Below are 11878 nucleotides of genomic sequence, written 5' to 3'. Positions count from 1 at the left end.
GGGTCATTCTCCGGGTTGCAGATGGGCGAGAGGCGGCGCGGGGGCCATGACCCGCCGCGCCATGAGGGCGGCGGCCAGGAACAGCCCGGCCTCGATCAGGAAGACCGTGCCGAAGGCGCTGGCGGTGGCGGTGAGCTGGCGGAAGAGATCGGCGAGCGCCGCGCCGAGGAGCCCGCCGAAGCCCGCGGCGATGGCCTGGGCGGCGCCCCAGAGCCCCATGCGGGTGCCCTCGCGTTTCTCGCGGCCCTCGCCGGCGAGCTGCATCATCGCCCCGATGGCGGCGACGGCGAACATGCCGTTGAAGAAGCCCAGCGCCACGGTGGCGGGCAGAAGCGGCGCGCCGGGTCCGGACTGGCCCAGAAGCGCGATGGCGGCGAGGGCGGCGGCGGAGCCCAGGCAACCCGCGGCGACCCAGCTCCGCAGCGCGCCGCGCTTCAGCCCGGTGGCGACCAGCCCGACGGTGACCATGCCCAGGAAGACCCCGCCGTTCTGCGCGCCCGAAAGCTGGGTCGACTGGCCGGGCGTATAGCCGAAGACCAGCCCGGCATAAGGCTCGAGGATCAGCTCCTGCATGAAATAGGCGGTCATCGAGAGGAAGACGAAAAGCGTGAAGGCCCGGGCCTTGGGCTCGGCCCAGATCTCGGCCAGGCCCTGGCGGAAGGGCATCGGGTCGGGCTCGGGCCGGGTGGCGAGGCCGCGCTCGATGCGCCAGGTGGCCAGCGCGGTCAGCGCCAGGGCGGTCAGGCAGACCGCGCCGACGATGGTCAGGAGCCGGGCCGGGCCATAGGGGTCGAGCAGGCTGCCCACGAGCCCCGCGGTCATGGCGATGCCGAAAATCATCATCAGCCAGGTGATCGTCGCGGCCGCCGCGCGCCGGTGCGGCGCGGTGGCGCTGGCCAGAAGCGCCAGGAGCGAGGTGCCCGAGGCGCCGACGCCCAGGCCGATCAGCGCATAGGCGAGGATCGCGGCGAGAAGGCCGGAGACCAGGCTCTGTTCCAGGAGAACCACGCTCAATGCCGCGCCGAAGCCGCCGAGCGCCAGGGCCGCCATGCCGCCGATGATCCAGCGCGTGCGCTGCCCGCCGGTGTCCGAGAGGAACCCCCAGGAGGGCCGGGTGATCTGGATGCCGTAATGCAGCGCCACCAGGAGCCCGGGCAGGAGCGCGGGCAGGGCCAGTTCGACCACCATGAGCCGGTTCAGGGTCGATGTGGTCAGAACCACCACGGCGCCGAGGCACATCTGCACGAGCCCGAGGCGGATGATCGACAGCCAGGAAAGCGTCATGGCGCGGCTCCCGTTGAGGCCAGGGCGAAGGCGGCAACCATCATGCCCGAGACGTAGAGCAGGACGCCCGTGCCGTTGAACCAGGGCGCCTTGCCGCGCGGGTCGCGCAGCATGACCCGCATGGCGGCGAGCTGGGCTGCGAGAAGGAGCGCGATGGCGACCGCGTGCCAGGGGCGGTCGAGCGCCGCGATGAGCGCGATCACCGCGATTTGCGGCAGCACCATGGACCAGCAGGCGACGCGGGCGGCGCGCTCGGGGCCAAGCGTCACCGGCAGCGAGGCGACGCCGGTCAGCCGGTCGCCCTCGAGCGCCTTGAAGTCGTTGAGCGTCATGATCCCATGCGCGCCAAGCCCGTAAAGCAGCGCCACCGCGATCACCGCGGGCGCGGGCAGGCCCTGAGCGAGGATCGCCGCGCCGGTGAACCAGGGCAGGCTCTCGTAGCTGAGCCCGACAAGCCCCGGCCCCCACCAGCCCGAGCGCTTCAGCCGCAAGGGCTCGGCGGAATAGGCCCAGGCGGCGGCGACACCGGCGCAGGTGGCCAGGAAGCCCCAGAGCCCGAGCAGGGCGCCCACGAGCAGCGACAGGACCGACATGGCCAGCGCCACCCAGAGGCCCCAGCGCCCCGGCACCCGTCCGGAGGGGATCGGCCGGTCGGGCTCGTTGATCGCGTCGACATGGCGGTCGCACCAGTCGTTGGCGGCCTGGCTCATGCCGCAGACGATCGGTCCGGCGAGCACGATGCCCAGGAGCACGAGAAAGGGTTGCGAGCTGAGCGGCACGCCCGAGGAGACGGCGCCGCAGAGATAGGCCCACATCGGCGGAAACCAGGTGACCGGCTTGATCAGCCGCAAAAGGGCCGCCGGGTCGGGGTAGCGTCGAGGCTGTAAACTTAGACTGACACCCATACGTCAGTTAGACACGACAGGCCGAGTCGGCGCAAGAGGTCTCGCGCTTGGAGGACTGGCCCTGGCGAGGGTCTTCAGGCGGTCTGGAGGACGCCAAACATTCACGCCGGGCAGGGCGCGAAGTGACAAGCGATCTGGACAGGGGGCCGGGGAATCACCCCGCCGACGCGCGCGACGGACCTCAGTCCTGGTCGCTTCCGTCGCGGGTCAGCAGGTCGTATTTCCGCAGCTTCACGTAGAGCGACTGCCGCGAGAGGCCGAGCATCTCGGCGGCGGCGACGCGGTTGTTGCGCGTCAGGTTCACCGCGGTCTCGATGCACATCTTCTCGACCACGTCGGTGGTCTCGGCGACGATCTCCTTCAGGGTGGCGGAGCCCACCAGCTCCATCACGTTGCGGCTCGATTCCTCGGAGGCATGCATCTGCGTGCGGCGCATGGAATCGATCCGCGAGGTGTCGCGGATGACGAAGCCGAAATGCGGCGTGGTGTCGTTGGAGATCAGCGTGGCGGACATTTCCACCGCGGTCTCGGCGCCGTATTCGTTCACCGCCTTGGTGGAATAGAAGCGCATCTTGCCGGTGCGCCGGGCGTTCTCCAGCAGCACGTTCATGTCGACCTGGCCGCGGCTCAGGAAGTCCGAGAACTTGCGCCCCTTCACGTCGATCAGATGCGCGGCGTCGATCATCTCGAGGAAGGCGTCGTTTGCGCTTTGCACGATGCCGGTGGCCGAGGTGATCACCATGGCGTCGGCGCCATTGGCGAAAAGCCCGGCGAAATCGCCGCGCAGATGCACCGGGCCCTCGACGGGCCCCTCGGTGCCGCGGGTCTCGAGCCGCAGGATCAGCACCCGCTCGCCGCCGGCCCGGAAGACCTGCGGGGCAAAGGCGATCTCGGCGTCGTCGCGGCGCGAGGTGGCGGTGACCGGCTGGGCGTTGTCCGAGATCGCCGCATCGACCAGCGCGTCGAGCAGCGCCTCGCGACCGCGGTTGGTGAACTCATTGGCGAAGACCGCGCCCGAGAGATCCTCGCGCGAGGAACCCAGCAGCATGGCGGCGGGGTCGTTCAGATCCTTGATCCGCCCGTCGGCGACCGAGACGAAGACGATCGGGTCGTCGACCGCGCGCAGCAGCAGGCGGTAACGCGCGTCGAACTCGCGGCGGGCCTCGTAGCCTTCCTCGAGCGAGAGCTGCGCCTGCACCAGCTGGGCCTGGGTCTCGGCCACGACGCTCAGGTCGCGGCCCAGCATCAGGACCGAACTGCCGTCGGGATGCGGGTGGAAGCTGTAGCGCACAGGGACTTCCCAAGCGCCGCCGTCGTCGTGGTTCAGCTCGACCGGGCGAGGCACGCGGCCCTCGGCGCGGAAGGTCTGCAGCGCGGTTTCGAGCTTGGGCAGGCTTTCCACGGTCAGCACATCCGCGATGCGCCGCCCGGGCCAATGCGGCAGCCGCTGGCCCAGCGTGTTGCCCGCGACGGCGGTGATGCGGTCGCCGGTGTCGAGGGTCAGCGCCAGGTCGCAGGCCGCGTCCAGCAATCCGCCGAGATACTCCCCGGCGCCCGCCGCGGTGTCGCGGGCGGCGATGTCGCGTGCCTTGCCATTTGCCATTACCGAGCCCCGATCGCCGCCTTCATTCGTCCTCGACAATATCCCAGCGCGGCAGCGGCGTCATTGCTTACCAGATCGGCGCCTGCGCGGGACGCGGCGCCCGGATAGAGATCGAGCGCCAGTCCCCCGAGTATAATCGGCGGCGGCGCGGAATACGAGTGCCGGAGCCGCGCGATCATCCGGCCTGCGACATCAAGACTGCTTTCGCGCGAGGCCGAGACCAGGATGCCGTCGAAGCCCAGCCGCGCCAGTTCGCCAGGCAGGAGCATCGCGTCGGGCGACAGGAAGAGCCGCACCGCCGCGCCGCGCCGCCGCAGCTGCGCGGTCACCACGTGCAGGCCCAGGGTATGGGTGTCGCCCTCGGGGATGATCAGCGCCAGCGACGGCGCCCGGGCGCATTCGGCCCGCACGTCCCAGTCCGGGATCAGCCGGGTCAGCAGCCCTTGCAGCCGCGCGGTGCCGATCGTCACCTCGGCGAAGCTGAGCTGGTCCGAGACCCAGAGCGCCCCCAGCTCGCGCGCGGCGGCCGGGATGCAGCGGTCGATCACGTCGTCGGGGGTGAAGCCCGCCTGCGCCAGTTCGCCCAGCGCCGCCTCGGGCCGGAAGGGCCCGGTGGCGCGCGCCCGTCGTCCCAGCCGCTGCGCCGCGTCGCGCAGCGAGCGTTCCGCCCGGCGGGCGGTGTTGTCGCGCAGGACCGCCACCACCTCGCCCGCGAGGGCGGAGATGTCGGTGGTCTGCTCGTCGCAGGTCGATGGGTTGGACAGGTAGTCGGACATTGCGGACCCAATGCGTTGCGTGAAGTCCATGTGCCAACAGGCGCGTCGGGTCAGTCTGCGGGGGCCATGGGCGATCTGTCAATCAAAACTGACATTCGCATCTCTGCGGGGCTGTCGGGCGGGGCGGAAACAGGGCCAATCCCGATAGAATGACTCGCCTACGTCGGGGGCTGTCTGCGATGATTGACAGAGAGCGCCGATTTCACCGATCCGACCCCTCGGAGTGTAAGTTTGAATTGACACTTTTCGGATCTCGCCGCTACGCTCAACCCCATGACACACGTGGAATCGCCCATGTCCTTGTCGGTGACATCCTCGAAGGCCGGGTCCGGTGCGGCTGCCCTCTACACGCCGGAGCAGCGCGCCCGGCGGGATAGCACCCGTTGGACCCTCGTCCAGGGGCTGCTCGCGCCGGCGCAATTCCTGGTCTTCGTGATCTCGCTGGTGCTGGTGCTGCGCTACCTCGTCAGCGGCGCGGGCTACGAGGCCGCGACCCTGTCGATTCTCGCCAAGACGGCGATTCTCTACCTGATCATGGTGACCGGCGCGATCTGGGAGAAGGTGGTCTTCGGCCAGTATCTCTTCGCGCCCGCCTTCTTCTGGGAAGACGTCGTCTCCTTCGCGGTCATCGCCCTGCACACCGCCTATCTCTGGGCGCTGGTCACCGGCGCGCTGGGCCCGGCGGGCGAGATGGCGCTCGCGCTTCTGGCCTACGGGCTCTACCTGCTGAACGCCGGGCAGTTCCTCCTGAAGCTGCGGCGCGCCCGCCGCGACGAGGAGGTGCCCGCATGACCGAGGGATTCGCCCCGCCCCCGAGCCGCGGTTGCCGCGACACGCCGGTCTTGAAGGAACGCGGCCAGCACGAGGTCTTCTGCGGGCTGACCGGCATCGTCTGGCTGCACCGCAAGATGCAGGACGCCTTCTTCCTGGTGGTCGGCTCGCGCACCTGCGCGCATCTGCTGCAATCGGCCGCCGGCGTGATGATATTCGCCGAGCCGCGTTTCGCCACGGCGATCCTCGAGGAAACCGACCTCGCCGGGCTCAAGGACGCCCAGCAGGAGCTCGACCGCGTGGTGCACGAGCTCCTGGCGCGGCGGCCCGACATCCGGCAGCTCTTCCTGGTGGGCTCCTGCCCCTCCGAGGTGATCAAGCTCGACCTCGCCAAGGCGGCGGAGCGTCTCTCCGCGGCCCATGCCCCGAGCGTGCGGGTGCTGAGCTACTCCGGCAGCGGCATCGAGACGACCTTCACCCAGGGCGAGGACGCCTGCCTCTCGGCCATGGTGCCGGTCCTGCCCGAAACCCAGGCGCGCGAGCTGGTGCTGGTCGGCGCGCTGCCCGACGTGGTCGAGGAGCAGGCGCTGGGCCTGCTCGAGGCCATGGGCATCGGCCCGGTCCGGGTGCTGCCTGCCGCCCGGCGGGACGGGGAATACGGCGTCGGCCCGAACACCGTCTTCGCCATGACGCAGCCCTTTCTGGGCGACACATATGCGGCTCTGACACGGCGCGGTGCGACCCATATCCCCGCGCCCATGCCCTTTGGCGAGGAAGGCACGACGCGCTTTCTCGAGGCCATCGCCGCGGAGTTCGGCATCGGCCCCGAGGTGGTCGCCCGGGTGACCGAGGCGCCCCGCGCCCGCGCCCGCGCCGCCATCGCCAAGGTCTCGGAGCCGCTGCGCGGCAAGCGGGTCTTCTTCTTCCCCGACAGCCAGCTCGAAGTGCCGCTGGCGCGCTTCCTGACCCGCGAATGCGGCATGGAGGCGGTCGAAGTGGGCACGCCCTATTTGCACCGCCCGCTGGTCGGCCCGGACCTCGACCTCTTGCCCGAGGGGCCGCGCGTCTCCGAGGGCCAGGACGTGGAGCGGCAGCTCGACCGGCTGCGCGCAAATGTGCCTGATCTCACGGTCTGCGGGCTGGGCCTTGCCAATCCGCTCGAGGCCGAGGGGCTGGCGACCAAATGGGCCATCGAGCTGGTCTTCACCCCGGTGCATTTCTACGAACAGGCCGCCGACCTGGCGGGGCTCTTCGCCCGCCCGCTGCGCCGTCGCGCCGCGCTCTCGCTGGAGGCGGTGTGATGGCCCGCAAGGTGACCCTCCTCGCTTGGCATCCCGCAGCCCCGGCCCGGGAGGCGCGGCCATGAAGCTCACGGTCTGGACATACGAGGGCCCGCCCCATGTCGGCGCCATGCGCGTCGCGACCGCGATGAAGGGACTGCACTACGTGCTGCACGCGCCCCAGGGCGACACCTATGCCGACCTTCTGTTCACCATGATCGAGCGGCGCAACCACCGCCCGCCGGTGACCTATACGACCTTCCAGGCGCGCGACCTCGGCTCGGACACGGCGAACCTGTTCAAGACCGCCTGCCTCGAGGCCTACGACCGCTTCCAGCCGCAGGCGATGATCGTCGGCGCCTCCTGCACCGCCGAGCTGATCCAGGACGATCCCGGCGGCATGTCCGAGACCCTGGGCCTGCCGATCCCGGTGGTGCCGCTGGAGCTGCCCTCCTACCAGCGCAAGGAAAACTTCGGCGCGGATGAGACCCTGTTCCAGCTCGTGCGCGCCCTTGCGCGCCCGATGGAGAAGACCGCGCGGCCCAGCGCAAACCTGATCGGGCCGACCGCGCTGGGCTTCCGCCACCGCGACGACATCACCGAGGTGAAGGCGCTGCTCGAAGAGATGGGCGTGGCAGTCAACGTGGTCGCGCCCTTCGACGCCACGCCCGCCGATCTGACCCGCCTCGGGGCCGCGCATCTGAACGTGCTGATGTATCCCGAAACCGGCGAAAGCGCCTGCCGCTGGATGCAGCGCGAGCTGGGCCTGCCCTATACCAAGACCGTGCCCATCGGCGTCGGCGCGACCCGCGATTTCATCGCGGAAGTGGCGGAATTGGCCGGTGTAGAGCCGAAATTCGACGCCGAGCGGCTGCGCCTGCCCTGGTATTCGGCCTCGGTCGATTCGACCTATCTGACCGGCAAGCGGGTCTTCGTCTTCGGCGATGGCACCCATGCCGCCGCCGCCGCCCGCATCGCCCGCGACGAGATGGGCTTCGAGGTGGTGGGCCTCGGCTGCTACAACCGCGAGATGGCCCGCCCTATCCGCGCCCTGGCGCGGGAGCACGGGCTCGAGGCGCTGATCAGCGACGACTACCTCGAGGTCGAGGCCGCGATCGAGGCCGCCGCGCCCGAGCTGATCCTCGGCACCCAGATGGAGCGCCACATCGGCAAGCGGCTGGGCATCCCCTGCGCGGTGATCTCGGCCCCGGTGCACGTCCAGGACTTTCCCGCCCGCTACGCCCCGCAGATGGGGATCGAGGGCGCGAACGTCATCTTCGACACCTGGGTGCACCCCCTGGTCATGGGGCTCGAAGAGCACCTCCTGACCATGTTCCGCGAGGATTTCGAGTTTCACGACGCAGCGGGCCCTTCCCATCACGGCGGCAAGGCCGTGGCGCGGGCCGGGGACGGGTCGGTTCCTTCTCCCGCCGATCCTGCCCCGGCCACTTCGGCCGGCCTCGAGGTGGTCTGGCTGCCCGCCGCCGAGAAGGAGCTGAAGAAGATCCCCTTCTTCGTGCGCGGCAAGGCCAAGCGCAACACCGAGAGCTTCGCCGCCGCGCGCGGCGAACAGGAGATCAGCGTCGAGACGCTCTACGAGGCCAAGGCCCATTATGCGCGATGACGTGACCCATATCCGCGGCTACCGCATCGTGATCCTGACGCTGGATTCCCATGCCGCAGGCCCGGTGGAGCGCGCCAAGCTGCGGCTCGCGGGGGATTTCCCGGGCCTCGAGATCAGCGTGCATGCCGCCGCCGAATGGGCCGAGGCGCCGGATGCGCTGGAGGCTGCCAAGCGCGCCATCGCCGAGGCCGACATGGTGCTGGTGACGCTTCTGTTCCTGGAAGAACACGTCCAGCCGATCCTGCCCGCCCTGCGCGAGGCCCGCGACCGGCTCGACGCTTTCGCGGGCGTCATCGCCGATGCCGAGATCGTGAAGCTGACCCGCATGGGCAAGCTCGACATGGCGGCGCCGCAAAGCTCGATGATGCGGCTGATGAAGAAGCTGCGCGGCTCGTCCAAGCCCTCCTCCGAGGATGGCGCCCGCAAGATGCGGATGCTGCGCCGGCTGCCGCGGATCCTGAAGCTGATCCCCGGCAAGGCGCAGGACCTGCGGTCCTGGTTCCTGCTGATGCAATACTGGCTGGGCGGATCGGACGACAATTTCGAGGCGATGATCCGCTATCTCCTGTCGCGCTACGCCGGCCCCGAGGAGATGCGCGGCGGTGCCGCGCCCGCGCCGCTCGAATACCCCGAAGTGGCTCTGTATCACCCCGATCTGCCCGAACGCATCACCGAGGAGCCCGCCGATCTGCCCGCGCCCGAAGCGCCGGTGGCGACCGTGGGGCTGCTGCTCATGCGCTCCTACGTGCTGGCCGGAGATGCGGCGCATTACGACGCGGTGATCCGCGCCTTCGAGGCGCGCGGCATCCGGGTGCTCGCGGCCTTCGCCGGGGGGCTCGACGGGCGCCCCGCGATCGAGGCCTATTTCCGCGACACCCATGGTGCCACGATCGACGCGCTGGTCTCGCTCACCGGCTTCAGCCTGGTCGGCGGGCCCGCCTACAACGACAGCGACGCGGCGGTCGAACTGCTGAAGGCGCTGGACGTGCCCTATGTCGCGGCCCATCCGCTGGAGTTCCAGACGCTGGGCCAATGGTCCGAGGCCGCCCAGGGGCTGGGCCCGATCGAGACCACCATGCTCATCGCGCTGCCCGAGCTCGACGGCGCGACCTGCCCGACGGTCTTCGGCGGGCGTCACGGCGAAGGCGGCTGCGACGGCTGCGCCCATCGCTGCCGCCCCGGCGTCACCGGCAAGGCCATGGCCCCATGCCCCGAGCGCATCGAGAGCCTGGCCGAGAAGGTGCTGCGGCTCGCCCGCCTGCGCCGCAAGACCCGGGCCGAGACCAAGCTCGGCATCGTGCTTTTCGGCTTCCCGCCCAACGCCGGGGCGACCGGCACGGCGGCGCATCTCGATGTCTTCGAGAGCCTGTTCAACCTCATGCATGCCCTCGCGGATAGGGGCTACAGCCTGACCCCGCCCGAGAGCACCGAGGCCCTGCGCGCCGCGGTCCTCGAGAGCAATGCCGCCCAGTTCGGCCAGGAGGCCAATGTCGCGGCCCATGTCGACGCGGATACCATCGTGCGCCAGACCCCGCCGCTCAAGGCCATCGAGGCGGTCTGGGGCCCGGCGCCGGGCCGCATCCAGTCCGACGGGCGCGGCGTCTTCGTGCTGGGTCAGCACTTCGGCAATGTCTTCGTCGGCGTGCAGCCGGCCTTCGGCTGGGAAGGCGACCCGATGCGCCTGTTGTTCGAGGGCGGCTTCGCCCCGACCCATGCCTTCGCGACCTTCTACCTCTGGCTGCGCAACACCTTCGGGGCGGATGCGCTGCTGCATTTCGGGATGCACGGGGCGCTGGAGTTCATGCCGGGCAAACAGGCGGGGCTCGGGCCACATGACTGGCCCGACCGGCTGATCGGCGAGATGCCGAACGTCTATCTTTACGCGGCCAACAACCCCTCCGAGGCCTCGCTGGCCAAGCGCCGCTCCAACGCGGTGACGGTCACGCATCTGACGCCGCCGCTGGCGCAATCGGGTCTCTACAAGGGCTATCAGGCCCTGAAGGAAAGCCTCACCCGCTGGCGTGCCATGCAGGCCGAGGACCCGCGCCGCGCCGAGCTGGCCGCGCTGATCGCCGAAGAGGCCGAGGCCGTCGACATGGGCGGCACCGACCCCGAGGCGCTCTGGCTGGCGCTTCTGGAGACCGAGGAGGCGCTGATCCCCGAGGGGCTGCACATCCTCGGCCGCGAGATGACGGCCGAGATGCGCGGCGACTACCTCGACCTTCTGCCCGAGGCCGATGACGCCATGCGCGCGCAGGCCGAGGCGGCGCTCTCCGGTCAGTCCGAGATCGCGGGCCTCCTGGCCGCGCTCGAGGGGCGCTACATCGCCCCGGTGCCCGGCGGCGACCTGATCCGCAGCCCCGAGATCCTGCCCACGGGCCGCAATATCCACGCCTTCGATCCCTTCCGCATGCCCACCGCCTTTGCTCTGCGCGACGGCAAGGCGCAGGCCGAGCTGCTGCTGCAGACCCATGCGAGCCTGCCGCGCTCGGTCGCGCTGGTGCTCTGGGGGTCGGACAACATCAAGTCGGACGGCGCGCCCCTGGCGCAGGCGCTGGCGCTCATGGGGGCGGTACCGCGCATGGATGCCTTCGGGCGCATCTCGGGCGCGGACCTGGTGCCGCTGGAAGAGCTGGGCCGCCCGCGCATCGACGTGATGATGACGCTCTCGGGCATTTTCCGCGATCTCCTGCCGCTGCAGACCCGGATGCTGGCCGAGGCCGCGCTCAAGGCCGCCGAGGCCGAGGAGCCGCCCGAGATGAACTTCATCCGCGCCCATGCGCTGGCCTACATGGAGGAACACGGCTGCGGCATCGAGACCGCGGCGCTGCGGGTCTTCTCGAACGCCGAAGGGGCCTATGGCTCGAACGTGAACCAGCTGGTCGAAAGCTCGGCCTTCGGCGACGAGGACGAGCTGGCCGACGCCTTCCAGTCCCGCAAGAGCTTCGCTTACGGGCCGAACGGCAAGGCCATGGCCAACCCCGAGCTGCTCAAGGCCACGCTGGCGCGGGTCGAGGTGGCCTATCAGAACCTCGAATCCGTCGAGCTGGGGGTGACCACGGTCGACCATTACTTCGACACGCTGGGCGGCATCTCGCGGGCGGTGCGCCGCGCGCGGGGCACCGAGGCGGCGGTCTATATCTCCGACCAGACCCGCGGCGCGGGCAAGGTGCGGACGCTGGCCGACCAGGTGGCGCTCGAGACCCGCTCGCGCTCGCTCAATCCCAAGTGGTTCGAGGGCATGCTGAAGCACGGCGCCCAGGGCGTGCGCCAGATCGAGGCGCAGGTGACGAACACGCTTGGCTGGTCGGCGACCACCGGCGAGGTCGAGCCCTGGGTCTACCAGCGCCTTTCCGAGACCTTCGTGCTCGACCCCGAGATGCGGGCCCGGCTGGCGGCGCTCAACCCGACCGCCTCGAGCCGCATGGCCAACCGCCTGCTCGAGGCCCACGACCGCGCCTATTGGCAGCCCGACGCCGAAACCCTCGCCGCGCTCGAGGCGGCGGCGGATCAGCTCGAAGACCGGATGGAAGGGGTGGCCGCGGAATGACCCGTCTTGCTTTTCTCCCGCCCTTCGGCCCCGCCGGGATCCGCCCGGCCGCGACATTGCACAGCAACGCGGGGGCCCGCGCCCC

At 70.2% G+C, this 11878-nt stretch carries 8 protein-coding genes; 4 read left to right on the top strand and 4 right to left on the bottom strand.

The window, feature by feature from the left end; all coding sequences use genetic code 11:
- Window positions 1–3 precede the first annotated feature (3 nt).
- The 4 genes from LR948_RS12835 to LR948_RS12820 all read right to left on the bottom strand — a co-directional run bounded on the left by LR948_RS12835 (window position 4) and on the right by LR948_RS12820 (window position 4568).
- On the bottom strand, window positions 4–1284 hold the full coding sequence (locus LR948_RS12835; RefSeq protein ID WP_232754464.1) for a BCD family MFS transporter: 1281 nt from the start codon (window positions 1282–1284) through the stop codon (window positions 4–6).
- Window positions 1281–2189, bottom strand: a complete 909-nt coding sequence (gene chlG, locus LR948_RS12830) for a chlorophyll synthase ChlG (RefSeq protein WP_232754462.1) — start codon at window positions 2187–2189, stop codon at window positions 1281–1283. Before chlG ends, LR948_RS12835 begins: the two co-directional genes overlap by 4 nt.
- 181 nt (window positions 2190–2370) lie before the next feature.
- Window positions 2371–3792 carry a transcriptional regulator PpsR gene (gene ppsR / locus LR948_RS12825; RefSeq protein WP_232754461.1) on the bottom strand — a complete coding sequence of 474 codons (1422 nt, stop codon included), beginning with the start codon at window positions 3790–3792 and terminating at the stop codon, window positions 2371–2373.
- Window positions 3792–4568: a B12-binding domain-containing protein gene (locus LR948_RS12820; RefSeq protein WP_232754459.1), complete on the bottom strand. Its 777-nt coding sequence runs from the start codon at window positions 4566–4568 to the stop codon at window positions 3792–3794. Before LR948_RS12820 ends, ppsR begins: the two co-directional genes overlap by 1 nt.
- A gap of 294 nt (window positions 4569–4862) precedes the next feature.
- On the opposite strand from LR948_RS12820, the gene bchF reads away from it, so the two are divergent.
- From bchF to LR948_RS12800, 4 genes are all read left to right on the top strand, one after another.
- Window positions 4863–5360, top strand: coding sequence for a 2-vinyl bacteriochlorophyllide hydratase (gene bchF / locus LR948_RS12815; protein WP_232754458.1), 498 nt, complete (start codon window positions 4863–4865; stop codon window positions 5358–5360).
- Window positions 5357–6640 carry a ferredoxin:protochlorophyllide reductase (ATP-dependent) subunit N gene (locus tag LR948_RS12810; RefSeq protein ID WP_232754457.1) on the top strand — a complete coding sequence of 428 codons (1284 nt, stop codon included), beginning with the start codon at window positions 5357–5359 and terminating at the stop codon, window positions 6638–6640. The genes bchF and LR948_RS12810 overlap by 4 nt, the downstream gene beginning before the upstream one ends.
- Window positions 6641–6701: 61 nt before the next feature.
- On the top strand, window positions 6702–8243 hold the full coding sequence (bchB, locus tag LR948_RS12805; protein WP_232754453.1) for a ferredoxin:protochlorophyllide reductase (ATP-dependent) subunit B: 1542 nt from the start codon (window positions 6702–6704) through the stop codon (window positions 8241–8243).
- The gene (locus tag LR948_RS12800) at window positions 8233–11793 is read left to right on the top strand and encodes a magnesium chelatase subunit H (RefSeq protein WP_232754452.1); all 3561 of its coding nucleotides are present in this window, start codon (window positions 8233–8235) and stop codon (window positions 11791–11793) included. Before bchB ends, LR948_RS12800 begins: the two co-directional genes overlap by 11 nt.
- Window positions 11794–11878: the final 85 nt, after the last annotated feature.

Origin of the sequence: Roseivivax sp. GX 12232 (assembly GCF_021272185.1) — a bacterium.
Lineage (GTDB): Bacteria > Pseudomonadota > Alphaproteobacteria > Rhodobacterales > Rhodobacteraceae > Roseivivax.
This window is presented reverse-complemented; position numbering and strand designations above follow the sequence as displayed.

Coding starts and splice junctions, on each gene's coding strand:
- LR948_RS12835 (WP_232754464.1), bottom strand. CDS start 1,284: ATGACGCTTTCCTGGCTGTCGATCATCCGCCTCGGGCTCGTGCAGATG.
- chlG (WP_232754462.1), bottom strand. CDS start 2,189: ATGGGTGTCAGTCTAAGTTTACAGCCTCGACGCTACCCCGACCCGGCG.
- ppsR (WP_232754461.1), bottom strand. CDS start 3,792: ATGGCAAATGGCAAGGCACGCGACATCGCCGCCCGCGACACCGCGGCG.
- LR948_RS12820 (WP_232754459.1), bottom strand. CDS start 4,568: ATGTCCGACTACCTGTCCAACCCATCGACCTGCGACGAGCAGACCACC.
- bchF (WP_232754458.1), top strand. CDS start 4,863: ATGTCCTTGTCGGTGACATCCTCGAAGGCCGGGTCCGGTGCGGCTGCC.
- LR948_RS12810 (WP_232754457.1), top strand. CDS start 5,357: ATGACCGAGGGATTCGCCCCGCCCCCGAGCCGCGGTTGCCGCGACACG.
- bchB (WP_232754453.1), top strand. CDS start 6,702: ATGAAGCTCACGGTCTGGACATACGAGGGCCCGCCCCATGTCGGCGCC.
- LR948_RS12800 (WP_232754452.1), top strand. CDS start 8,233: ATGCGCGATGACGTGACCCATATCCGCGGCTACCGCATCGTGATCCTG.